This window comes from Ramlibacter sp. JJN2-2R (assembly GCF_057747835.1).
Genome location: NZ_CM173226.1, coordinates 2,861,594 through 2,885,107, shown reverse-complemented (window position 1 = coordinate 2,885,107; position 23,514 = coordinate 2,861,594). Strand labels below are relative to the sequence as shown.

The 23,514-nt window shown below is 69.6% G+C and carries 24 protein-coding genes; 20 read left to right on the top strand and 4 right to left on the bottom strand.

What is annotated here, in order from left to right; genetic code table 11:
* The first annotated feature begins 48 nt into the window (after window positions 1-48).
* From AC3ANR_RS14030 to AC3ANR_RS14000, 7 genes are all read left to right on the top strand, one after another.
* The gene (locus AC3ANR_RS14030) at window positions 49-468 is read left to right on the top strand and encodes a hypothetical protein (protein ID WP_488288717.1); all 420 of its coding nucleotides are present in this window, start codon (window positions 49-51) and stop codon (window positions 466-468) included.
* A 134-nt stretch (window positions 469-602) separates the two neighbouring features.
* Window positions 603-1,328, top strand: coding sequence for an AbiV family abortive infection protein (locus AC3ANR_RS14025; protein WP_488288716.1), 726 nt, complete (start codon window positions 603-605; stop codon window positions 1,326-1,328).
* Between the two features lie 136 nt (window positions 1,329-1,464).
* Window positions 1,465-1,614, top strand: coding sequence for a VOC family protein (locus AC3ANR_RS14020; protein ID WP_488288715.1), 150 nt, complete (start codon window positions 1,465-1,467; stop codon window positions 1,612-1,614).
* Window positions 1,615-1,701: 87 nt separating this feature from the next.
* Window positions 1,702-2,184: a HEPN domain-containing protein gene (locus tag AC3ANR_RS14015; RefSeq protein WP_488288714.1), complete on the top strand. Its 483-nt coding sequence runs from the start codon at window positions 1,702-1,704 to the stop codon at window positions 2,182-2,184.
* A 234-nt stretch (window positions 2,185-2,418) separates the two neighbouring features.
* A complete protein-coding gene (locus AC3ANR_RS14010; RefSeq protein ID WP_488288713.1) occupies window positions 2,419-2,796 on the top strand; it encodes a VOC family protein in 378 nt (125 codons plus the stop codon).
* Between the two features lie 73 nt (window positions 2,797-2,869).
* On the top strand, window positions 2,870-3,394 hold the full coding sequence (locus tag AC3ANR_RS14005) for a GNAT family N-acetyltransferase (RefSeq protein WP_488288712.1): 525 nt from the start codon (window positions 2,870-2,872) through the stop codon (window positions 3,392-3,394).
* A gap of 163 nt (window positions 3,395-3,557) precedes the next feature.
* On the top strand, window positions 3,558-4,406 hold the full coding sequence (locus AC3ANR_RS14000; RefSeq protein WP_488288711.1) for a class I SAM-dependent methyltransferase: 849 nt from the start codon (window positions 3,558-3,560) through the stop codon (window positions 4,404-4,406).
* Between the two features lie 42 nt (window positions 4,407-4,448).
* Here AC3ANR_RS14000 and nth read toward each other — a convergent pair whose 3' ends face one another.
* Window positions 4,449-5,114, bottom strand: coding sequence for an endonuclease III (gene nth, locus AC3ANR_RS13995; RefSeq protein ID WP_488288710.1), 666 nt, complete (start codon window positions 5,112-5,114; stop codon window positions 4,449-4,451).
* A 67-nt stretch (window positions 5,115-5,181) separates the two neighbouring features.
* Here nth and AC3ANR_RS13990 point away from each other — a divergent pair, with 67 nt between their 5' ends.
* The 11 genes from AC3ANR_RS13990 (at window position 5,182) to AC3ANR_RS13940 (ending at window position 17,947) form a co-directional block, all read left to right on the top strand.
* Window positions 5,182-5,562: a carboxymuconolactone decarboxylase family protein gene (locus AC3ANR_RS13990; RefSeq protein ID WP_488288709.1), complete on the top strand. Its 381-nt coding sequence runs from the start codon at window positions 5,182-5,184 to the stop codon at window positions 5,560-5,562.
* 19 nt (window positions 5,563-5,581) lie between these two features.
* Window positions 5,582-6,451 carry an HTD2 family dehydratase gene (locus tag AC3ANR_RS13985; protein WP_488288708.1) on the top strand — a complete coding sequence of 290 codons (870 nt, stop codon included), beginning with the start codon at window positions 5,582-5,584 and terminating at the stop codon, window positions 6,449-6,451.
* Between the two features lie 49 nt (window positions 6,452-6,500).
* On the top strand, window positions 6,501-7,667 hold the full coding sequence (locus tag AC3ANR_RS13980; RefSeq protein WP_488288707.1) for an acyl-CoA dehydrogenase family protein: 1,167 nt from the start codon (window positions 6,501-6,503) through the stop codon (window positions 7,665-7,667).
* Window positions 7,668-8,035: 368 nt separating this feature from the next.
* A complete protein-coding gene (locus AC3ANR_RS13975) occupies window positions 8,036-9,007 on the top strand; it encodes a tripartite tricarboxylate transporter substrate binding protein BugD (protein WP_488288706.1) in 972 nt (323 codons plus the stop codon).
* A 346-nt stretch (window positions 9,008-9,353) separates the two neighbouring features.
* Window positions 9,354-10,079: a FadR/GntR family transcriptional regulator gene (locus tag AC3ANR_RS13970; protein WP_488288705.1), complete on the top strand. Its 726-nt coding sequence runs from the start codon at window positions 9,354-9,356 to the stop codon at window positions 10,077-10,079.
* Window positions 10,080-10,166: 87 nt separating this feature from the next.
* On the top strand, window positions 10,167-11,078 hold the full coding sequence (gene kdgD / locus AC3ANR_RS13965; protein WP_488288704.1) for a 5-dehydro-4-deoxyglucarate dehydratase: 912 nt from the start codon (window positions 10,167-10,169) through the stop codon (window positions 11,076-11,078).
* Between the two features lie 37 nt (window positions 11,079-11,115).
* Window positions 11,116-12,078 (top strand): Bug family tripartite tricarboxylate transporter substrate binding protein, encoded by a 963-nt coding sequence (locus tag AC3ANR_RS13960; RefSeq protein ID WP_488288703.1) that lies wholly within the window; start codon window positions 11,116-11,118, stop codon window positions 12,076-12,078.
* Window positions 12,079-12,300: 222 nt separating this feature from the next.
* Window positions 12,301-13,854: a galactarate dehydratase gene (gene garD, locus AC3ANR_RS13955; RefSeq protein WP_488288702.1), complete on the top strand. Its 1,554-nt coding sequence runs from the start codon at window positions 12,301-12,303 to the stop codon at window positions 13,852-13,854.
* Window positions 13,855-15,180: a glucarate dehydratase gene (gene gudD, locus AC3ANR_RS13950; protein WP_488288701.1), complete on the top strand. Its 1,326-nt coding sequence runs from the start codon at window positions 13,855-13,857 to the stop codon at window positions 15,178-15,180.
* Window positions 15,181-15,290: 110 nt separating this feature from the next.
* Window positions 15,291-16,730, top strand: coding sequence for an aldehyde dehydrogenase family protein (locus AC3ANR_RS13945; protein ID WP_488288700.1), 1,440 nt, complete (start codon window positions 15,291-15,293; stop codon window positions 16,728-16,730).
* A 239-nt stretch (window positions 16,731-16,969) separates the two neighbouring features.
* Entirely contained in the window at window positions 16,970-17,947 is a 978-nt protein-coding gene (locus tag AC3ANR_RS13940) for a Bug family tripartite tricarboxylate transporter substrate binding protein (RefSeq protein WP_488288699.1), read from the top strand.
* A 600-nt stretch (window positions 17,948-18,547) separates the two neighbouring features.
* Here the strand turns inward: AC3ANR_RS13940 and AC3ANR_RS13935 are convergent.
* Both AC3ANR_RS13935 and AC3ANR_RS13930 read right to left on the bottom strand, forming a co-directional pair.
* Window positions 18,548-19,498 carry a 2-hydroxyacid dehydrogenase gene (locus AC3ANR_RS13935; protein ID WP_488288698.1) on the bottom strand — a complete coding sequence of 317 codons (951 nt, stop codon included), beginning with the start codon at window positions 19,496-19,498 and terminating at the stop codon, window positions 18,548-18,550.
* A 4-nt stretch (window positions 19,499-19,502) separates the two neighbouring features.
* Window positions 19,503-20,462, bottom strand: coding sequence for a Bug family tripartite tricarboxylate transporter substrate binding protein (locus AC3ANR_RS13930; protein ID WP_488288697.1), 960 nt, complete (start codon window positions 20,460-20,462; stop codon window positions 19,503-19,505).
* A gap of 136 nt (window positions 20,463-20,598) precedes the next feature.
* Between AC3ANR_RS13930 and AC3ANR_RS13925 the strand changes: the two genes are divergently transcribed.
* On the top strand, window positions 20,599-21,513 hold the full coding sequence (locus AC3ANR_RS13925; RefSeq protein ID WP_488288696.1) for a LysR family transcriptional regulator: 915 nt from the start codon (window positions 20,599-20,601) through the stop codon (window positions 21,511-21,513).
* Window positions 21,514-21,517: 4 nt separating this feature from the next.
* Here AC3ANR_RS13925 and AC3ANR_RS13920 read toward each other — a convergent pair whose 3' ends face one another.
* Window positions 21,518-22,393: a LysR substrate-binding domain-containing protein gene (locus AC3ANR_RS13920; protein ID WP_488288695.1), complete on the bottom strand. Its 876-nt coding sequence runs from the start codon at window positions 22,391-22,393 to the stop codon at window positions 21,518-21,520.
* A gap of 82 nt (window positions 22,394-22,475) precedes the next feature.
* Here AC3ANR_RS13920 and AC3ANR_RS13915 point away from each other — a divergent pair, with 82 nt between their 5' ends.
* Window positions 22,476-23,444 (top strand): tripartite tricarboxylate transporter substrate binding protein, encoded by a 969-nt coding sequence (locus AC3ANR_RS13915; protein ID WP_488288694.1) that lies wholly within the window; start codon window positions 22,476-22,478, stop codon window positions 23,442-23,444.
* The last annotated feature ends 70 nt before the right edge of the window (window positions 23,445-23,514 follow it).

The following is a 23,514-nucleotide window of genomic DNA, read 5'->3' as shown; positions in this document are numbered from 1 at the left end:
TTAGCTGTCACTCAGATGCGTGCGATTTCCTAGACGGAGCGTGCCGAGATGAGAAACGACGATCAACTAGAGCTGGCGGCCGCAGCGCTGCAAGAGCTCGAAAAGTTGCACGGAGAATTTATGGCTGCCGTGGCCACGCTCAAGGAGCCTAAGGTGAATGGAGCGGAGTTTCGATGCGTCGACGGGGAGCTCGAGGTCACTTGCCTCGGTGTTTCCCTAACCGCTCGGCACCGGCCTATCGCCGTCGGTGGGCGACTTGAGCACCTTGAGTACCCCTTCGTTGCGAAGTTGGGTGACGACGAGATCCGTATCTGGTCCATGTTTCTGGGCCCTCAGCGTAGGCTCTACCGAGATGGAAAGCTCGAGGACTCCATCTGCGACATGACAAACCAGTACATGCCGACCCGTGTGGCTCCCGACTTGGCGTCTAAGCTCCTAGCGTCGAAGATGTTCGCGCCGCGCCAATGACAGCTAACAGGTCGTTCGACACGGACACGCACCGGCAGTGCGCCGCAAGGCGTGTGGACAAGCCTACGCCGTGCGGCGCACTGCCGGTGCGTGGCGGTCAACTCCGACGTTAGAGATCACCTGGGACACCGCTGATGCTGAAGACTCGGGACTATGAGCTGAGCGTTGAGCTACTGCGACAGGTGCGCGATGCAGCGCTGACGAATGCCCAGTCTTTGCTTGAAGAAGCGACGCTGTTGCTCCGGCATAGGCACTTTGCGCGGGCTTACTTTCTCGCGGTCTCCTCGATCGAGGAGGCGGGAAAAGCCGTCCAGGCCTATGAGGGACTGGGTAGAAATCTTTCGGACCCGGCCGTCAGTCAGCGCTTGAAGCTGCAGTTTGAGGATCACTCGAAGAAGGTCACAGCAGCTTTCTCTCCGTGGATTCAGAGCACTCCCAACATTCGCGACGACATCATGGACTTCGTCCGGGTGATGGTCGACTTGAAGTTCGGACGTGAAGCGTCGATGTACACGGATATTCATCCTGAGAAGATCGTCGTGACGACGCCCGAGATGCAGGTGCGAGAAGGTCCGGCCAGCCACGCCGTGCGCTTAGCTGGAACAGTGTTGGCATATGCCGCGCCTTATGCCAAGCATTCGCAGCCGAAGACGATGAGTCGGGTACAGGATGCCTTCTTCGCTCTGAAACCCTCGGTGTTCCAGAAGATGGCAAACACGGCCGACTTCTGGGAGTACTACCTCCACCAGATGGAGCGAGGCGAGATGGCTCTTGAAGTCGCCGTGACTGAGTACAACAGGCTGTACTTCTCGAAGGGGGAACAGTTCAAATCGACCTCCGCAGAAGAGAGCAAAGGGTGAAGAACTTGCGAGCGATCTCTAACATGTCGTTCGACACGGACACGCACCGGCAGTGCGCCGCAAGGCGTGTAGACAAGCCTACGCCGTGCGGCGCACTGCCGGTGCGCGCCGGTCAACTCCGACGTTAGGCCGCTTGATGCTGCACCACATCTCCATCGCCGTCGCAGACCTTGAAGCTAGCGGGCAGTTCTACGACGCGTCGCTTCAAGCGCTTGGGTACCGGCGCGTCTTCGAAGACAGCACGGCAATCGGCTATGGCGTCGAAGCTGGCAAAGACAGCGTCTAACAGCCCCTTTTAATCGTTAGAGCTCACCGTCACATGTCACGAGCAGCAGCCAATTTTGAGAGTGCTATCGGGGACGCAGCAATCCTCTTGGCGTATTTCGACAGCAATCACAAGCAATCGCCGGATCAAGCGGAAGTCCTGAAGCGTGCTGGACTAGTCATGGCGTTGACCGCCTGGGAAACCTACGTTGAGGATCGGGCGCGCGAAGCGGTTCAAGCTCGCTTGAGAATCCTGAATGGGAGTCCCGTCGGAAAGTTCGTTCTGGCGAAGCTGGAGGACGAGATCAAGCGATTTCACAATCCGGGCGCGGAGAAGACTAAGCGGCTGTTCCTGGACTACCTCGAACTCGACGTGACGGAGGGCTGGACCTGGCAAAACATGGAGCCAGCGCTTGCACGCAAGACCTTGGACGACCTGATCTCTAAGCGAGGAGACGCAGTACACCGAGCAAAACCGGCCAACGGTGGGCCACCTGCGCCGCATCTGGTGAAACGAGATGACCTGGAGAAGGCCATTCGCTTCATGAAGAACCTGGTACAAGCGACTGACCAGGCGTTGGACGGGCAATGAGCTCTAACAGGTCGTATCTCCGGCCTCGTGGGTGGGCTGCGTGAGCCTGTGCCGTCATGGGGTCCGCGTGGTAGGAGCAGCGTCAAACGTTCGATCGCAATGGGCCGGACTAGTTATCGGCGTCAGCGCTTCCTGGGGTTGGTCCCTGTCGCCATGAGGGGGCATTCAGTCCTTGGCAGGTCGCGTCACACAAACAACGGACTGTCTCCCGGAGCTAGCATGCACAAGAGCCGATTGAGCAACATCATCATCGACTGCCAGACAGGTGACATTGACGCTGCGGCAACCTTTTGGGCGGCTGCAATCGGGCGAGTGGCGGAGTCGAATGCAGATCCTTCGGAACCGTATCGGTTGCTCGAAGGCCCGCCGAGTGAGATGAAGATCCTCGTTCAAGCGGTGAAGCACCAGAGCAGAGTTCACCTCGACATCGAAACCGACGACGTTGAGGCAGAGGCGAGTCGACTGGAACGACTGGGTGCCAAGCGCATCGAGAAGCGCAAGACATGGTGGATCATGGAAGCGCCAACGGGCCAGCGCTTCTGTATCGTGCGGCCGCAAAGAGCCGACTTCGCGGAAAACGCAAATGTCTGGCCTGGCGAGGGTGACGCCTAACCCGTCGGTCGAGGCGACGCGCAACGGCATGCCGCCGCGTGCGCCTCACCTCCAACGCTAGGCTGCCAAACGAATGCGTATTTCCATCCTCACTGCCGCCGACGTCGTTGCCTACCGCGCGCTCATGCTCGAGGCCTACGAGCAAGCGCCGGACGCCTTCACCACCACCGCCGCTGAACGCGAAGCCGAACCTGAGTCATGGTGGGTCAGGCGCATCGGCAGTGCCGGCGGCTTGGCCACGTCGTTCGGCGCTTGGAAGGGCAGCCGGTTGGTCGGCACAGTCGCGCTGGAGTACTCGGCCAAGCCCAAGACACGTCATTCCGCCTTGGTCCTGGGCATGTACGTCCAGCCACAGGAGCGTGGCAAGGCCGTCGGTCTCGCGCTCCTGAACGCCGCCATCGCGGCTGCTTCCGCCAGACCCGAGATCCTGTGCCTGACCCTGACGCTCACGGAAGGCAACGCCCCGGCGCTTCGCCTCTATCGCTCGGTTGGCTTTGTCGACTGGGGAACGCAGCCACAAGCCATTCGCACAGACTCCGGGCTGAAGGGCAAGGTGCATATGTCGCTCGCACTCCCCCGGCCTCACGCTGCGGCCTGACGCTACGGCCAGCACGACCATGCGGCGTTCGTCCTGACCCGGACGGCCACCACATCGAGGCCGTGATCCATGCGCCGGTCTCACACAGCGACACACTTCTTCCGCAGGCCACTGCCAGAATCGCTCGGCGAGTAGCGGTGGCTACATCCACGAGGAGCTGAAAGTGTCATCGGAACCGACCCAGCGCAATTCCAGGATCCAGGACCACTACACCGTCACCGGTCTCGGACAGCTCATCCTCGACACGCTGGCCAAGGCCGGTCGCGACCCGAGTCGTCTCACGCCCGAGGACCTGGCGCCGATCGATGAGTTTCATATCCGGGGGCGCGCCGCCACACTGGATCTTGCGCGGGCCGCGAAGATCCATCGCGCAATGACGGTGCTGGATGTGGGCAGTGGATTGGGCGGCCCCGCACGCGCGTTGGCATCCGAGTACGGGTGTCGAGTGACGGGAATCGACCTGACCGACGAGTACTGTCGGGTCGCACGCATGCTCTCCGACCTCCTGGGCCTCGGCCACCTGTTGGACTTCCAGCAGGGAGATGCCCTGAACCTGCCTTTCCAGCCCGCCTCATTCGACGCCGTGTGGACGGAACACGTCGCGATGAACATTCCCGACAAGCCGCGCCTCTACGGCGAGATGTTCCGGGTGCTGAAGCCAGGCGGCACCCTGGCGATCTACGACATCCTGCGAGGCCCGACGGCGCCCGTCCACTTCCCGGTCCCGTGGGCCCGGACACCCGACACGAGCTTCCTCGCATCGCCGGAGGAACTGCGGACCGACCTCCAGGAGGCCGGCTTCCAGGTCACCGACTGGGTCGACGCGACCGAGACAGGAAAAGCCTGGTTCGTCGCACTCGCCGAGCGCATCCGGAAAGTCGGCTTGCCACCCCTCAGCTTCGCGTTGCTGATGGGAGAGGACTTCTCCACCATGGCGCAGAACCAGCGTCGCAACCTCGAGGAAGGCCGGATCGTTCTTGCCCAGGTCGTCGCCACCAAGCGTGCCACCTGACGGGCCAGTGAGCCTGGTTCAGAGGCGACGCCTGGGACGACTTCACCCTTCCTGCCCCACCGGCCGTTGCCCGGGCGCCGGCGTCTTCGGCTCGTAGTCGCAGTACGCCCGTACCGCGCAGCGCCAGCACTGGGGCAGGCGCGCCACGCACACGTAGCGGCCATGCAGGATCAGCCAGTGGTGGGCGTCGTGCAGGTACGCCGGCGGCACGCGCTCGAGCAGTCGGGCCTCCACCGCCAGCGGGTCCTTGCCGGGCGCCAGGCCGGTGCGGTTGCTGACGCGGAAGATGTGCGTGTCCACCGCCATCGTCGGCTGGCCGAACGCCACGTTCAGCACCACGTTGGCCGTCTTGCGGCCCACGCCCGGCAGGGCCTCCAGTTCCTCGCGCGTGCCCGGCACGCGGCCGCCGTGCCGGTCCACCAGGATGCGGCAGGTCTGCATCAGGTTGCGCGCCTTGGTGCGGTACAGGCCGATCGTGCGGATGTGGCCCTCCAGCCCCTCCAGCCCGAGGTCCAGCATCGCCTGCGGCGTGCCCGCCACCGGGAACAGCCGGCGGGTGGCCTTGTTCACGCCCGCGTCGGTGGCCTGCGCCGACAGCAGCACGGCCGCCAGCAGCTCGAACACGCTGGTGTATTCGAGCTCGGTCTCGGGCGCCGGGTTGGCGGCCTGCAGGGTGGCAAAGAAGGGTTCGACGTCGGCGTCTTTCATGCCGCGCGAGTGTAGGGGCGGTGGCTTCGGGCATCATGGCGGCATCGCCGCACGCAGGAGACACGACATGGATGACAAGCGACTCGACCCGCGCGGCCTCGCCACCCGGCGCGAGGTGCTCGGTCCCGACTACGTGGACAACACGGTCCGCAACGCCGACGACTTCAACGGCGACATGCAGGAGCTGGTCACCAGGTATTGCTGGGGCGACATCTGGAACCGCCCCGGCCTGGACCGCCGCACCCGCAGCCTGCTGAACCTGGCCATGCTGACGGCGCTGAACCGGCCGCACGAGCTCAAGCTGCACGTGCGCGGCGCGCTCAACAACGGCGTCTCGCGCGACGAGATCAAGGAGGTCTTCCTCCAGGCGGCCATCTACTGCGGCGTGCCGGCGGCCATCGACAGCTTCCGCACCGCGCGCGAGGTGTTCCAGGAGGTGGACGGCTGAGGGCGCCGCAGTGACTGCCGTGGCAACGCCCGCCGTCCTCACCCCCGACGTCCTCGCGCACCTGCAGTCCTGGCAGGGCCGCAGCGAGACCCTGCACGACCTGGTGACCGCGGCGCCCGTGCGCGGGCTGGCCGCCACGCTCGACCGCGACGATCCGCCGCCGCAGCCGGGCGACGCCATCCCGCCGCTGGCCCACTGGCTGTACTTCCTGCCGCAGGCGCGCCAGGGCGAGCTGGGACCCGACGGCCATCCCAAGCGCGGCGGCTTCCTGCCGCCGGTGCCGCTGCCGCGCCGCATGTGGGCCGGCGGCCGGCTGCAGTGGCTGCAGCCGCTGCGCGTGGGCGACGAGATCCGGCGCGTCTCTCGCATCGAGTCGGTCATGTCCAAGAGCGGCCGCTCGGGCGAACTGGTGTTCGTGCTGGTGCGCCACGAGGTGCACGGCCCGCGGGGACTGGCGCTGACCGAGGAGCACGACATCGTGTACCGCGCCGCGCCCCGGCCGGGCGACCCCGTGCCGCCGCCGCAGCGTGCGGAACAGGACGCGCCGTGGCAGCGCGAGATCGTGCCCGACGACGTGCTGCTGTTTCGCTATTCCGCGCTGACCTTCAACGGCCACCGCATCCACTACGACCGCCGCTACGTCACCGACGTCGAGGGCTACCCGGGCCTGGTCGTGCACGGCCCGTTGATCGCCACGCTGCTGGTGGACCTGGTGCGGCGGCAGCAGCCGGGCGCGCGCGTCGCCGGCTTCCAATTCAAGGCCGTGCGGCCGACCTTCGACCTGCACCCGTTCCGCGTGAACGGCCGGCTCGAGGGCGACCAGGTCACGCTCTGGGCGAACGACCACGAAGGGTGGTTGACCATGCAGGCGCAGGCGCAACTGGCGTGAGCTCCAAGCCCATGTGCCCCGGCCATAGCGCAACTCTCCGATCGACCTGATGAATCCCATCCCCACCCCCGACAAGTACCAGGACTTGCGCGACGCGCTGCGTTCGCTCTGCGCGGGGTTCGACTCCGCCTACTGGCAGGAAGTGGACAAGGCGCGCGGCTACCCCGAGGCCTTCGTCGACGCGCTGGCCGAGGCCGGCTGGCTGGCGGCGCTGATCCCGCAGGCGTACGGCGGCTCGGGCCTGGGCCTGGCCGAGGCCTCGGTGATCATGGAGGAAATCAACCTGGCCGGCGGCAACGCGGGCGCGTGCCACGGCCAGATGTACAACATGGGCACGCTGCTGCGCCACGGCTCGCCCGAGCAGAAGCAGCGCTACCTGCCGGGCATCGCCAGCGGCAAGCTGCGGCTGCAGTCGATGGCCGTCACCGAGCCGACCACCGGCACCGACACCACGCGGCTGAAGACCACGGCGGTGCGCCGCGGCGACCGCTACGTCGTCAACGGCCAGAAGGTCTGGATCTCGCGCATCCAGCACTCGGACCTGATGATCCTCCTGGCGCGCACGACGCCGCTGGCCGAGGTGCGGCGCAAGAGCGAGGGCATGAGCATCTTCCTCGTCGACCTGCACCAGGCGATCGGCAAGGGGATGACCGTGCGGCCGATCCTGAACATGGTCAACCACGAGACCAACGAGGTGTTCTTCGACGACCTGGAGATCCCGGCCGAGAACCTGATCGGCCAGGAAGGGCAGGGCTTCCGCTACATCCTGGACGGCCTGAACGCCGAGCGCACGCTGATCGCGGCCGAGTGCATCGGCGATGCGTACTGGTTCGTCGACAAGGCGCGCCGCTACGCCAGCGACCGGGTGGTGTTCGAGCGGCCGATCGGCCAGAACCAGGGCGTGCAGTTCCCGATCGCCGACGCGTACATCGAGACCGAGGCGGCCAACCTGATGCGCTTCAAGGCCTGCGCGCTGTTCGACGCCGGCCAGCCCTGCGGGGCGGAGGCCAACATGGCCAAGTACCTGGCGGCCAAGGCCTCCTGGGAGGCGGCCAACACCTGCCTGCAGACGCACGGCGGCTTCGGCTTCGCCCACGCCTACGACGTCGAGCGCAAGTTCCGCGAGACGCGCCTGTACCAGGTGGCGCCCATCTCGACCAACCTGATCTTCAGCTACGTGGCCGAGCACGTGCTCGGGCTGCCGAGGTCGTTCTAAGCGGCCACACCGTGGCGCGGTGGCGGGCAGGCGGTGGCGCGCAGGAGGGCAGATCGTGGCGCGGTCGGGCGCCCATGCCTTCCGGTGTCATTGCGGGCTTGACCCGCAATCCAGTCCGGGCGGTGGTCACGCCGCGTGGCTGGATGCCGGGTCGAGCCCGGCATGACGACGCACTGCAGATCGAGTCGCGCGCCAAGCCCGACGCACTGGATGCCGTCGAACCCGGGATGACAGGCAGTCGCGCACGGCCCCGTGGCGGCAAGCCCCGGGGTTAACCCGCAATCGACCCCCGATCTCAGGAAAGTGCGGAGTCCGCGCGTCCCCCGCGCGGCTTATGGTGCGCCTTCCCACCACGAAGGAGACATCCCATGCGCATGTTCAAGACGCTGCTGGCCGCGTCGCTCGCGGCCTTCTCGCTCGCCGCGGCCGCCCAGGCCTGGCCCGAGCGGCCGGTCACGCTGGTCGTGCCGTTCGCCGCCGGCGGACCCACCGACGTCCTGGCCCGGATGATCGCCATCCCGATGACCCGCTCGCTCGGCCAGAACGTGACGGTGGAGAACGCGGTGGGGGCGGGCGGCACGATCGCCGCCACCAAGGTCGCCCGCGCGCAGCCCAACGGCTACACCATCTTCCTGCACCACATGGGCATGAGCACCGCGCCGGCGCTGTACAAGAAGCTGCAGTTCGATCCGCTCAAGGACTTCGAGTACATCGGCCAGGTGGCCGACGTGCCGATGACGCTGCTGGCGCGCAAGGACTTCCCCGCCACCACCTTCCCCGAGCTGCAGGCCTACCTGAAGGCCAACGGCACCAAGGTGTCGCTCGCCAACGCGGGCCTGGGCGCGGTGTCGCACCTGTGCGGGCTGCTGTTCATGAGCCAGATGGGGGTGGAGCTGACCACCGTGCCGTTCTCCGGCACCGGCCCGGCGATGAACGCGCTGCTGGGCAGCCAGGTCGACCTGCTGTGCGACCAGACCACGCAGACCGTGCCGCTGATCAAGGACGGCCGCGTCAAGGTCTTCGGCGTGACGACGCCGAACCGGCTGGCGGTGCTGCCCAACGTGCCGACGCTGGACGAGCAGGGCCTCAAGGGCTTCGACGTCAAGGTGTGGCACGGCCTGTACGCGCCCAAGGGCACGCCGCAGCCGGTGATCGACAAGCTCAACGCCGCCCTGCGCGCCGCGATGCAGGACCCGGAGGTGAAGAAGCGCCTGACCGAGCTCAGCTCCGACGTCGCCCCGATGGACAAGATCACCCCGGCCGGCCTGCGCACGCACCTGGAGGCGGAGATCAACAAGTGGGGTCCGGTGATCCGCAAGGCGGGGGTGTACGCGGACTGAAGGCGAGCACGCGGTCGCCGCGGTCACGAAGTGCCGGGTCGTCTCGCTCCCTCGCCGTCATTGCGGGCTCGACCCGCAATCCAGTCCGGGAGTCGCCAAGCCGCAGTCGCTGGATGCCGGGTCAAGCCCGGCATGACGACATGGGGGTGGCAAGGTGCCTGTTCCTCACCGTCATTGCGGGCTTGACCCGCAATCCAGTCCGGACGCTCGTCACGGCCCCGTCGCTGGATGCCGGGTCAAGCCCGGCATGACGACTTTGGGGCTGACGCAGTCGCTGGTGGCCGGGTGAAGTCGGCATGACCGCGTGGACAGGCGGGGGCGCCGACACGTACGACATAATACAACCGTGACCACCTCCGTCGCCCGCCGCTCCCTCACCGCCGACCTCGTGCAGGCCCTGGGCGACCGCATCCGTGACGGGCGCCTGCCGGCGGCCGCGAAGCTGCCGACCGAGGGCGCGATCATGGAGGAGTTCGGCGTCAGCCGCACCGTCGTGCGCGAGGCCATCTCGCGGCTGCAGGCCGCCGGCATGGTCGAGACGCGGCACGGCATCGGCACCTTCGTGCTGGGCCAGGGCGACGCCAGCAGCTTCCGCATCGCGCCGGCGCAGCTGTCGACGCTGAAGGACGTCATCGCGGTGCTGGAGCTGCGCATCGGCGTGGAAACGGAGAGCGCGGCACTGGCCGCGATGCGCCGCACGCCGGCCAACCTGGCCGCGCTGCGCTCGGCGCTGCAGGCCTTCTCGGCGGCGCTGGCGGAAGGGCGCGACGCCGTCGGCCCCGACTACCAGTTCCACCTGGAGATCGCCCGCGCGACCCAGAACGCCCGCTACGCCGACCTGATGGCCACCCTCGGCGGCACGATGATCCCGCGCGCGCGGCTCGAGCAGGCCCAGCCGCCCAGCCCCGAGCAGCACGAGTACCTGCAGCGCGTGAACCTGGAGCACGAGTCGATCCTCAACGCCATCGAGCGGCAGGACCCCGACGCCGCCCGCGCCGCCATGCGCACCCACCTGGCCAACAGCCGCGAGCGCCGCCAGCGCATCGCGGCCGCCGCTGCCGGCCGCCGCTGATCCCCCGGACGACCGCAAGGATTTGCGCTTGCCGCTCGCCGGATGTTGTACGATGTCCTACCTCGTTCCCGAAACCACCCCGATCCCATGACGCCCAACGAACTGAAGCAGGCCCTCTCCAGCGGACTGCTGTCCTTCCCGCTGACCGACTTCGACGCCGAGCTGCGGTTCGAACCCAAGGGCTACGCGTCGCGCCTCGAATGGCTGATGCCCTACGGCGCCACCGTGCTGTTCGCCGCCGGCGGCACCGGAGAGTTCTTCTCGCTCGAGCCGCAGGAATACGCCGCCGTCATCAAGACCGCGGCCGACACCTGCCGCGGCCGCGTGCCCATCGTCGGCGGCGCCGGCGGCGGCACCACGCTGGCCATCCGCTACGCGCAGGAAGCCGAGCGCAACGGCGCCCAGGGCGTGCTGCTGCTGCCGCACTACCTGACCGAAGCCACCCAGGACGGCCTGGTGCAGCACGTCGAGGCGGTGTGCAAGAGCGTGAAGATTGGCGTCATCGTCTACAACCGCGGCGCCACCCGGCTCACGGCCGACTCGCTGGCCCGCCTGGCCGAGCGCTGCCCGAACCTGATCGGCTTCAAGGACGGCCTGGGCGACATCGAGCGCATCGTCTCCATCCGCCAGAAGCTGGGCGACCGCTTCGTCTACGTCGGCGGCATGCCCACGCACGAGGTCTATGCCAGCGCGTACAAGGCGCTGGGCGTGCCGGTGTATTCGTCGGCGGTCTTCAACTTCATCCCGCGCACGGCGATCGAGTTCTACAACGCCTACGCGAGCGGCGACACGGCCACCACCAGCCGCCTGATCAACGAGTTCTTCCTGCCGTACCTCGCGATCCGCAACAAGGGCGAGGGCTATGCCGTGTCCATCGTGAAGGCCGGCGCCACCGTCGTCGGCAAGAGCGCCGGCCCGGTGCGCCCGCCGCTGTCGGACCTCAAGCCGCAGGAAGTCGAGGAACTGGCCGCGCTCATCCGCAAGCTCGGCCCGCAGTGAAGCAGCGTGTGACCCCCAATCCCAGGAGACAGACCCCATGAAGAAGACCCTGATCGGCCTGGCGCTCGCCACGGCCGCCGCCGTGAGCGCTTTTGCCGCCGGCTATCCGGAGAAGACGGTGACGATGGTCGTGCCGTTCCCCCCGGGCGGCTCCACCGACGCCATCGCCCGCGTGCTGGCACAGAAGCTGCCCGAGAAGATCGGCGGCACCTGGATCATCGACAACAAGCCGGGCGCCACGGGCACCATCGGCGCGGCGTTCGTCAAGCGCGCGCCGGCCGACGGCTACACGCTGTTCGTGTCCTCGCTGGGGCCCTTCGTGATCGCCCCGCACCTGATCAAGGGCGTGCAGTACGACGCGCTGAAGGACTTCGACCCGATCACGATCGCCGTGCAGGCGCCCAACGTGCTGGTGGTGCCGACGAACTCGGCCGACAAGAGCGTGGCCGACCTGCTGGCCCACCTGAAGAAGACGCCCGGCAAGGTGAGCTTCGCGTCGTCGGGCAACGGCTCGTCCGACCACCTGTCGGCCGAACTGTTCTGGCAGCAGACCGGCACCGAGGGCCTGCACATCCCGTACAAGGGCGGCGGCCCGGCCATCAACGACCTGCTCGGCGGCCAGGTGGACGCCGCGTTCGTCAACATCAACAGCATCATCCAGCACATCAAGGCGGGCAAGGTGCGCGCGCTGGGCATCGCATCGGACAAGCGCTCCACGCTGCTGCCGGACCTGCCCACGCTGCAGGAGCAGGGCGTCAAGGGCGCCGAGGTGCAGTCCTGGCAGGCCGTCGCCGCGCCCAAGGGCACGCCGGCGGAGGTGAAGGCCAAGCTGCGCGATGCCATCGCCGCCGTGCTGAACGACCCATCGGTCAAGGACAAGCTGGTGGCGCAGGGCTTCGAGATCGTGGCCGACACGCCCGAGCAGTTCGCCAGGTACCAGGCCGCCGAGTACGCGCGCTGGAAGCACCTGATCGAATCGCGCAAGATCTCGGCGGATTGAGCGGCCCACCATCCTGTCATGCCCGGCTCGACCCGGCATCCGGCGACGGCGCCGGCCCACAGGCTGTCATGCCGGGCTCGACCCGGCATCCAGCAACGGTGCCGGCATCCTCCCGGGACTGGATGGCGGGTCGAGCCCGCAATGACGGGCCAAAGCCGGATCCGCGGTGGCCCTCGAATGACCGCCATTCCATGAAAGCCTCGGCGTGACAGGAGTCCTCGAATGAGCGCCAAGCCGCATCGCATCCAGATGCACCCGGCCGACAACGTCGCCATCGTGGCCAACGACGGCGGCCTCGGCCCGGGTGCCCGCTTCGACGACGGACTGGTCGTGCGCGACCGCATCCCGCAGGGCCACAAGGTCGCGCTGGCCGACATCCCCGCCGGCGGCGCGGTGCGCCGCTACGACGTGGTGATCGGCCACGCCCTGAAGGACATCGCGGCCGGCAGCTGGGTGCACGAGCGCCTGCTGCGCATGCCCGAGGCGCGCGCGCTGTCGGACCTGCCGGTCGCCACGCGGCGGCCGCCCGCCATGGAGCCGCTGCAGGGCCACACCTTCCAGGGCTACCGCAACGCCGACGGCTCGGTGGGCACGCGCAACCTGCTGGCCATCACGCAGACCGTGCAATGCGTGGCCGGCGTCGCGCGCGTGGCGGCCGACCGCATCCGCGCCGAGCTGCTGCCCAGGTACCCCAACGTCGACGGCGTCGTCGCGCTGGAGCACGGCTACGGCTGCGGCGTGGCGATCGACGCGCCCGGCGCCGAGATCCCGATCCGCACGCTGCGCCACATCTCGCTCAACCCGAACTTCGGCGGCGAGCTGCTGGTCGTCAGCCTGGGCTGCGAGAAGCTGCAGCCCGAGCGCCTGCTGCCGCCGGGATCGATCCCGCTGGCCGCGCAGGGCGCCGGCCTGGACCTGGTGCGGCTGCAGGACGAGCAGCACGTGGGCTTCATGTCGATGGTCGACGCCGTCGTGCGCCAAGCCGAGCCGCACCTCGAGCGCCTGAACGCGCGCCGCCGCGAGACGGTGCCCGCCAGCGAGCTGGTGGTGGGCGTGCAGTGCGGCGGCAGCGACGCCTTCTCCGGCGCCACCGCCAATCCGGCGGTGGGCTTCTGCACCGACCTGCTGGTGCGCGCCGGCGCCACGGTCATGTTCTCCGAGACCACCGAGGTGCGCGACGCCGTCGAGCAGCTCACCTCGCGCGCCGTCGATGCCGACGTGGCCGCCGCGGTCGCGCGCGAGATGGCCTGGTACGACGCCTACCTGCAGCGCGGCAGCGTCGACCGCAGCGCCAACACCACGCCCGGCAACAAGGCGGGCGGCCTGTCCAACATCGTCGAGAAGGCGATGGGCTCGATCATCAAGTCGGGCACGGCGCCGATCAGCGGCGTGGTCGCGCCCGGCGAGAAGCTGCCGGCCGGCCACCGCGGCCTGTACTACGCCGCCACGCCCGCGAGCGACTTCATCTGCGGCACGCTGCAGCTGGCCGCCGGCATGAACCTGCACGTGTTCACCACCGGCCGCGGCACGCCCTACGGCCTGGCCGAAGTGCCGGTGATCAAGGTGGGCACGCGCACCGACCTGGCGCGCCGCTGGCACGACCTGATCGACGTCAACGCCGGCGCCATCGCCGACGGCCAGGCGTCCGTCGAGGACGTGGGCTGGCAGCTGTTCCGCCTGATGCTCGACGTGGCCAGCGGCCGCCAGCGCACCTGGGCCGAGCGCTGGAAGCTGCACAACGCGCTGGTTCTCTTCAACCCTGCACCCGTCACCTGAATGTCCTCTCCCATCGTCCAATCGCTGCGCGTCGTGCCGGTCGCCGGCCGCGACGGCATGCTGCTCAACCTGTCGGGCGCGCATGCGCCGTTCTTCACCCGCAACATCGTCATCGCCACCGACAACGCCGGCCACACCGGGGTGGGCGAGGTGCCCGGCGGCGAGAAGATCCGCCAGACGCTGGAGGACGCGCGTCCGCTGGTCGAGGGCCGGCCCATCGGCGACCTGCAGGCGATCCTGAACGCGATGCGCACGAAGTTCGCCGACCGCGACGCCGGCGGCCGCGGGCTGCAGACGTTCGACCTGCGCACCACCATCCACGCCGTCACCGCCGTCGAATCGGCGCTGCTGGACCTGCAGGGCCAGCACCTGGGCGTGCCGGTCGCCGCGCTCCTTGGCGAAGGCCAGCAGCGCGACGCCGTGCAGATGCTGGGCTACCTGTTCTATGTCGGCGACCGGCGCAAGACGGACCTGCCGTATGCCAGCGAGCCGGACGCGCAGGACGACTGGCTGCGCCTGCGCCACGAAGAAGCGCTGACGCCCGAGGCCGTCGTGCGCCTGGCCGAAGCGGCGCAGAAGCGCTACGGCTTCCAGGACTTCAAGTTGAAGGGCGGCGTGCTGCGCGGCGATGCCGAAGTCGAGGCGATCACGGCGCTGCACGAGCGCTTCCCCGAAGCGCGCATCACGCTGGATCCCAACGGCGGCTGGCTGCTGAAGGACGCGATCCGCCTGATGCGCGACATGCACGACGTGGTCGCGTACGCCGAGGACCCGTGCGGTGCCGAGGAGGGCTTTTCCGGCCGCGAGGTGATGGCCGAGTTCCGCCGCGCCACCGGCCTGCCCACCGCGACCAACATGGTGGCCACGGACTGGCGGCAGCTGGCGCATTCGCTCGCGCTGCAGTCGGTGGACATCCCGCTGGCCGATCCGCACTTCTGGACCATGGCCGGTTCGGTGCGCGTGGCCCAGACCTGCCGCGACTGGGGGCTGACCTGGGGCTCGCACTCGAACAACCACTTCGACGTGTCGCTGGCGATGTTCACCCACGTGGGGGCGGCCGCGCCGGGCAAGGTGACGGCCATCGACACCCACTGGATCTGGCAGGACGGCCAGCGCCTCACCAGGGACCCGCTGAAGATCGAAGGCGGCTACGTGCAGGTGCCCAGGAAGCCGGGCCTGGGCATCGAGCTGGACATGGCCGAGGTGGAGAAGGCGCACGCGCTGTACCAGCAGCACGGCCTGGGCGCGCGCGACGACGCGATCGCGATGCAGTTCCTGGTGCCGGGGTGGAAGTTCGACCCGAAGCGGCCCTGCCTGGTGCGTTGATTTCACTCCCTCCCCCTCCGGGGGAGGGCTGGGGTGGGGGCGCTCCGACGCCCGGAGTGCCCCCATCCCGACCTTCCCCCAAAGGGGGAAGGAGAAAGACAGAGGACAGCATGTTCAAGAACCTGATCAACGGCGAGTGGGTGCAGGGCGCCCGCACCAGCCGCAACATCAACCCGTCCGACACCCGTGACGTCGTCGGTCAGTACGCGCAGGCCGACGCCGCGCAGGCGCAGCAGGCCATCGCCGCGGCCGTGAAGGCGCAGAAGGCCTGGGGCCTGTCCACGCCGCAGCAGCGCTTCGACATCCTGGACGCCGCCGGCGCCGAGATCCTGGCGCGGCGCAACGAGCTGGGCGACCTGCTGGCGCGCGAGGAGGGCAAGACCCTGCCCGAGGCCATCGGCGAGGTCGCGCGCGCCGGCAACATCTTCAAGTTCTTTGCCGGCGAGGCGCTGCGCACCAGCGGTGACGCGGTGCCCTCGGTGCGCCCGGGCATCGGCGTGGAAGTCACGCGCGAGCCGGTCGGCGTGGTCGGGCTGATCACGCCCTGGAACTTTCCGATCGCGATTCCCGCCTGGAAGATCGCGCCGGCACTGGCCTACGGCAACGCCGTGGTGCTCAAGCCGGCCGACCTGGTGCCCGGCAGCGCCTGGGCCCTGGCCGACATCCTGCACCGCGCGGGCCTGCCGGCCGGCGTGTTCAACCTCGTCATGGGCCGTGGCGCCGAAGTGGGCCAGGTGCTGCTGGACGACCGGCGCGTCGACGCCATCAGCTTCACCGGCTCGGTGGCCACGGGCCGCCGCATCGCCAGCGCCTGCGTGGCGCGCATGGCCAAGTTCCAGCTCGAGATGGGCGGCAAGAACCCGATGGTGGTGCTGGACGACGCCGACCTGGGCGTGGCGGTCGCCGCGGCGGTCAACAGCGGCTTCTTCTCCACCGGCCAGCGTTGCACGGCGTCCTCGCGCCTGATCGTGACCGAAGGCATCCACGACCGTTTCGTCGCCGCGATGGCCGAGCGCATGAAGTCGCTCAAGGTCGACGACGCCCGCAAGGCCGGCACCGACATCGGCCCGGTGGTCGACGACAAGCAGCTGGCGCAGGACCTGGACTACATCGGCATCGGCAAGGGCGAGGGCGCGAAGCTGGTCGCCGGCGGCGAGGCCGTGGCGAAGAACGCCGACGGCGCGCCCGGCTTCTACATGACCCCGGCCCTCTTCACCGAGACCACGCCGTCGATGCGCATCAACCGCGAGGAGATCTTCGGCCCGGTGGTGAGCGTGCTGCGCGTGAAGGACTACGACGAGGCGCTGGCGCTGGCCAACGACACCGAGTTCGGCCTGGCCGCCGGCATCGCCACCACGTCGCTCAAGCACGCGACGCACTTCAAGCGCCATTCGCAGGCCGGCATGGTGATGGTGAACCTGCCGACGGCTGGCGTGGACTACCACGTGCCGTTCGGCGGCCGCAAGGGCTCCAGCTACGGCCCGCGCGAGCAGGGGCGCTACGCGGCGGAGTTCTACACCACGGTCAAGACGGCGTACACGCAGGCGTGAGCGCACCACACCGTGTCAGCCCGGCGAAGCGGGATCCAGTCGCGCGGCTCGCAAGACCAGCGGACTGGATTGCGGGTCGAGCCCGCAATGACGGGAAAAGGGACAGTGTCATGCCGGGCTCGACCCGGCATCCAGCAGCAGCGGCGGCGGCTCGCGACGCGGGACTGGACTGCGGGTCGGGCCCGCCATGACATGCACAGAGTACCGAGTCCAGAGCAAGCACCACAAGGAGACCAGCCATGACCCGTTCCATCACCCGCCGCCAGGCCCTGGCCACCGGCGCCGCCGCCATTGCCGCGCCCACGGCCTTCGCGCAGGCGAGCGCGTTCCCGAGCAAGCCGATCCGCATCGTCGTGCCGTACCCGCCGGGCGGCTCGTCGGACATCATCGCGCGCTCGATCGGCAACCTGCTGGGCGAGGCGCTCAAGCAGTCGGTGGTCGTCGAGAACAAGGCCGGCGCCAACGGCAACCTGGGCTCGGACTTCGTGGCCAAGGCCGCCCCGGACGGCCACACGCTGCTGCTGTGCGACGTCGGAGCGCTGGCCATCACGCCCTCGGTCTACACCAGGCTGCCGTTCGATCCGTCCAAGGACCTGCGCGGCGTGACCATGCTGGCCTATTCGCCGCACCTGCTGGTGGTGCACCCGTCGGTGCCGGCGAGCAACCTCAAGGAGCTGGTCGCGCTGTCGAAGCAGAAGGACCTGAACTTCGCGGTGACGGCCACCGGCAGCGCGCCGCACCTGGCCGGCGTGGCGCTGGAGCGCGCCAGCGGCGCGCGCTGGCAGTACGTGCCCTACAAGGGCGGCATCCAGGCCGTGCAGGACACGGTGGGCGGGCAGACCCAGGTGCTGATGAACGGCATGCTGGCCACCCTGCCGCACGTGCAGAGCGGCAAGCTCAAGGTGCTGGGCGTGTCCAAGAAGACCCGCATGCCGCTGATCGGTGACGTGCCCACCATCGCCGAGCAGGGCGTGCCGGGCTTCGAGTCGGGCACCTGGCAGGGCGTGCTGGTGCCCCGGGGCACCCCGGACGCCATCGTCCAGCGCCTGAACACCGAACTCGTGCGCGCCATCCGCAACCCGGACGTCCGCGCGCGGCTCGCCGGGCAGGGCGCCGAGGTGGTGACCATGGCCCCAGCCGAGCAGGACCGGTTCTTCGCCCAGGAACGCAAGCGCTGGGCCGAGGTGGTGGGGCAGGCCGGGATCAAGATCGACTAGGGTCGTCGTGAGGCGCGTGAGGCGCGTGAGGCGCGTGAGGCGCGTGAGGCGCGTGAGGCGCGTGAGGCGCGTGAGGCGCGTGAGGCGCGTGAGCGGTGCGTGACCGGTGCGTGCCTCGGGACTCCCAGGAGCCGTCATGCCGGGCTCGACCCGGCATCCAGCGGCGGCGGCCCGGGGTAGCGTCCGGACTGGATGGCGGGTGAAGCCCGCCATGACAGGCTCTCTGCGGCGCAACGCCCAGGCGTCCCGAATGCGACCCGGGTCACCTCGAGAGTCGTCATGCCGCGCTCGACCCGGCATCCAGCGGCGGCGGCCCGGAATAGCGTCCTGGCTGGATGGCGGGTCAAGCCCGCCATGACAGGCTCTCTGCGCCGCGACGCCCATGCGTCCCGGATGCGACGCGGGGCACCTCAGGTCTTCGGGCGCCCAGGTGCGCCTTAGTTCGCCCCACCTTCCACGCAGGGCGCCTCGAGAGTCGTCATGCCGGGCTCGACCCGGCATCCAGCGGCGGCGGCCCGGGATAGCGTCCGGACTGGATGGCGGGTCGAGCCCGCCTTGACAGGCCGTCGGGCCCGCTGCCGCCCCTGCGTCGACGTCCGCTCAGGCCGCGCTGACCAGCGGCCGGCCCGCGTAGAACGCCGCCAGGTTGTCCAGCACGCGCTGCCCCATCGCCGCGCGTGTTTCCGCCGTCGCGCTGGCGATGTGCGGCAGCAGCACGACGTTGTCCACAGCGAGCAGCGCCGGCGGCACGTGTGGTTCGCGCTCGAACACGTCGAGCGCGGCGCCGGCGATGCGCCGGTCCTGCAGGGCACGCACAAGCGCTTCCTCGTCGACGACGGTGCCGCGCGCGATGTTGACCAGGAACCCCTTGGTGCCCAGCGCCTGCAGCACCGCCTCGTCCACCAGGTGGCGCGTGGACGGGCCGCCGGTGGTGCTGAGCACCAGGAAGTCGGCCCAGCGCGCCAGCTCGACCAGCTGCGGCACGAAGTCCCAGCCCGCGCCCTCGACCGGCCCGCGCGCGTGGTACCGCACCTGCATGTCGAAGCCGCCCGCGCGCCGCGCGATGGCCTGGCCGATGCGGCCCAGGCCGACGATGCCCAGCCGCGCGCCGCTCACCTTGCGGCCCACCGGGAACGCCGCGGGCGGTTGCTGCACCCAGTCGCCGGCGCGCACGTAGCGGTCGCCCTCGGGAATGCGGCGCGCGACGGACAGCAGCAGGCCGAACGCGAGGTCGGCCACGCAGTCGGTCAGCACGTCGGGCGTGTAGCCCACCGCGATGCCGCGCTGGCGGGCGGCCGGCACGTCGAGCGCGTCCAGGCCGACGCCGAAGCTGGAGATCACCCGCAGCCGCGGCAGCCGCTCGAGCAGCGCGGCGTCGAAGCCGGCGCGCGCCGACGTCACCAGGCCGGTGGCCTCGGCGCCGTGCCGCGCCAGCAGCGCGTCGCGCTCGGGGCCGGGCGGCGGCAGCCGGTGCACGGTGTAGTGCTCGGCAAGATGGCGGTCGACTTCGGGCAGCAGGCCGATGGCCTGGAGCAGGACGGGGGGCGGCATCGGGTCAGTTCGCGGTGATGTGGCGGTCGCGGATGATCTGGCCGTAGCGCTTGCGGTCCTTGTCGATCATGGCCTGGAACTGCGCCGGCGTGCTGGTGGCGGGCACGGCGCCCAGCTGCACCAGCTTGTCCTTCACGTCCTCGCGCGCCACCGTCTCGCGGATGTCGGCCGACACCTTCTCCACCACCTCGCGCGGCGTGCCGGCGGGGGCCAGGATGCCGATCCACGAGATGCTGTTGAAGCCGGGCAGGCCGGACTCGGCCAGCGTCGGCACGTCGGGCAGCGCCGACACGCGCTTGTCGCTGGTCACGGCCAGCGCGCGCAGCTTGCCGGCCTTGATCTGGCTGCTGGCCTCGAACACCGTCATGAACGACAGCTGTACGTGGCCGGCCAGCAGGTCGGCGATGGCCGGGCCGCCGCCGCGGTACGGCACGTGCAGCACGTAGGTGCCGGTGGCGTCCTTGAACATCTCGGCCGCCAGGTGCGGGCCGCCGCCGGCGCCGGAGCTGCTGTAACTGAGCTTGCCCGGCTGCGACTTCGCCAGGTCGACGAACTCCCTGACGCTCTTTGCCGGCACCGCGGGGTTGACCGTCATCGCCAGCGGCAGCTCCGCCACCAGCGAGACCGGCGCGAAGGCCCGGTCGGGGTCGTAGGGCAGCTTGGGATAGAGCGCGGGGTTGATGGCCTGGGTGCCGATGTTGCCCATCAGCAGCGTGTAGCCGTCGGGCCTGGCCTTGGCCACCAGGTCGGCGCCGATCTGGCCGGCCGCGCCGCCGCGGTTGTCCACCAGCACCGGCTGGCCCCACTTCCTCGCCAGCTGCTCGGCCAGGATGCGGGCGCCCGTGTCGGTGCCGCCGCCGGGCGGGAACGGCACGACCAGGGTGACGGGCCGGGCCGGCCAGGCCTGGCCGAAGGCGCAGGCGGCCGCCAGGCACAGGGCGCCGAAGGCGAGGGGCTTCTTCATGGGCGGGATTCCTTTCGTGGGGCGGGCGCGGGCTGCGCCCGTTGTCTCTGGTGCTTGTCCGCGAGGAAAAGTGTAGGGAGCGATCGATTCAAAGTCCAAGCCAGATCATGGATCGACCGATGCAGAATGTGGATCGATGTTCGACCTTGCCCAGCTTCGCTGCTTCGCCGCCGTGGCCGATGAACTGCACTTCGGCCGCGCCGCCGCGCGGCTGCACATGACGCAGCCCCCGCTGTCGCGGCAGATCCAGCTGCTGGAACACGCCGTGGGCACGCAGCTGCTCGAGCGCACCAGCCGCAGCGTGCGGCTCACGGCCGCCGGCGCGGCCTTCTACCGCGATGCCGCGGCCATCCTGCAGCTGGCCGCGCGCGCCGGCGAGACCGCGCGGCGCACCGGCCTGGGCCAGTCCGGCCGGGTGGTGGTCGGCTACACCGCCGTGACCGGCTACGTGCTCATCCCCTCGCTGCTGGCCGCGGCCGAGCGCGCCTTTCCCGACATCGAGGTGGTGCTGCAGGAGATGGTGTCCTCGGCGCAGCTGCGCGCGCTGGAGGAGGGCGCGATCGACCTGGGCTTCGCGCGGCCGCTGCATGCCGTGCCGGGCGTGCGGCACCACCGGGTGGCGCGCGAGCCGATGATGCTGGCGCTGCCGGCGCGCCATGCGCTGGCGCGGCAGCCCAAGGTGCGCATGCAGGACCTGGCGGGCGAGCCGCTGGTCATGTACTCGCAGGCCGAGGGCAAGTACTTCCACGACAAGATCGTGGCGCTGTTCAAGTCCACCAGCACGCCGCCGCGCTACGTGCACCACATCGCGCAGACCCACACCATCCTGGCCCTGGTGCGCGCCGGCATCGGCCTGGCCATCGTGCCGGCCTCGGGCCGGCACCTGCGGCTGGAGAACGTGGTGTTCCGGCCGCTGTGGCGCGCCGACGCCATCGCCGAGATCGACCTGTGCTGGCGCGACGACAGCCGCAATCCCGCGGCCGACACCATCCGCCGCTTCGCCCTGGTGGACTGGACACCGCCGGCGGACTTGCGCGCCCGCGGCCGCTGAAGCCTTACGCGGCCAGCCGGCCCTGCAGCTCGCGCACGACCGCCGCCATCGCCGCGGCGTTGCCCGCGCCGCGCCGCTGCACTAGCGCCACCTGCCGCGCCGGCGCCTGCTCGATCGGCAGCACGCGCAGCCGCGCGTCGGCCTGCCAGCGCGACTCGCGCAGCAGCGGCACGACCGCGATGCCCAGCCCCGAGCGCACCAGCTCCACCATGCCCTCCAGCGCGTTGAGCTCCAGGAAGGGCTCGGGCTTGACGCGCAGCTTGCGCAGCGCGCGCTCGACCAGCCGGCCGGTGTGCTCGCCACGGTCGAAGCGGATGAAGGGGTGCCGCTGCAGCAGCGTGCGCGGCGCCGCCGCCGGCAGCGTGCCGGGCGCGAGCAGCACCATCGGTTCGTCGTACAGCGCGGTCCAGGCCAGGCCCGGCGCGGCGGTGGCGTCCTCGCGCACGACGATGGCGCCGTCGAGCTCGCCGGCCGCGACCCGCGCCAGCAGGTCGGCCGACTTGGCCGCGCTCACGTGCAGGTCCAGCCCCGGATGCCGCGCCTTGAGCGCCAGCGTCGATTCGATCAGCGGCCGCACGGCCGACACGATGGCGCCCAGGTGCACGGTGCCGGCCATCGGCTCGCTGGCGGGCGCGCTGGCCAGCAGCTGGTCCCAGGCGGCGACGATCTGGTGCACCTGCGGCAGCACGGCCCGGCCGCTCTCGGACAGCGCGACGGCCTTGCCGTGGCGCTCGAACAGCGGCCGGCGCAGCTCGGCTTCCAGGGCGCGCATCTGCTGGCCCACCGCGGCCTGCGTCAGCGCGACGCGCGGCGCCGCCGCGGCGAAGGAGCCCTCGGCGGCGACGGCCAGGAAGGTGCGCAGGAGCCGGATGCTGGCCATGCCGCGATGCTAAAGCATCGCTTTCGTGTCGCTAAACCAGCTTTGGCTTTTCCTTTCGCATCGGCATGCCTATGATGGACCGATGACCACCCGCCGCACCTTCCTGCTCGCCACCGCGGCCGCCGCGGCGGCGCCTGTCCGGGCCCAGGCCCAGTTCCCCGGCAAGCCGATCCGCCTGGTCGTGCCGTTCCCCGCGGGCGGCGCGACCGACATCTTCGCCCGCGCCGTCTCGAACAAGCTCGGCGAACGGCTGGGCGGCACGGTGATCGTCGACAACAAGCCCGGCGCCGGCGGCGCGATCGGCTCGGACATCGCCGCCAAGGCGCCGGCGGACGGCTACACGCTGCTGCTGGCCACCAGCAGCACGCACAGCATCGGCCCCAGCTTCCCGGGCAACAAGCTGCCGTACGACGCGGTGCACGACTTCACGCCCATCGCCCACGTCGGCAATGCGCCCAACCTGATGGTGGTGCCCAACGCGGCGCCGGCGAAGAGCGTCAGGGAGTGGATCGAGTACGCGCGCAAGAACCCGGGCAAGCTCAACTACGCCAGCAGCGGCAACGGCACCATCGTCCACCTGAGCGCCGAGTACTTCAAGGCGCAGGCCGGCGTGTACCTGGTGCACATCCCGTACCGCGGCACGGCGCTGGCGATGCCCGACCTGATCAGCGGCAAGATCGACCTGCTGTTCGACAACGTGGCCAGCGCCATGCCCCACATCAAGGAGGGCCGCGTCAAGGTGCTGGGCATCAGCAGCGCCAAGCGCTCGCCGCTCCTGCCCGACGTGCCCGCCATCGCCGAGACGGTGCCGGGCTACGAGGTCGTCACCTGGTTCGGCCTGTACGGCCCCAAGGGCCTGCCGCCCGAGCTGGTCACGCGCCTGAACACCGCGCTGAACCAGGCGCTGCAGGACGCCGACGTCAAGGACCGCCTGGCCCGCCTGGGCATCGAGCCGGTCGGCGGCACCCCGCAGCAGTTCGCCGCCATGGCCGAAGCCGATCGCGCCAAATGGAAGAAGATCATCCTCGAGAGGAAGCTGACGGCCGAGTGAAACGAAGGCGGTCATCCCGGCGCAGGCCGGGAACCAGCGCCCAGGCTGCCAACCGACCCGGGCTGTCCCC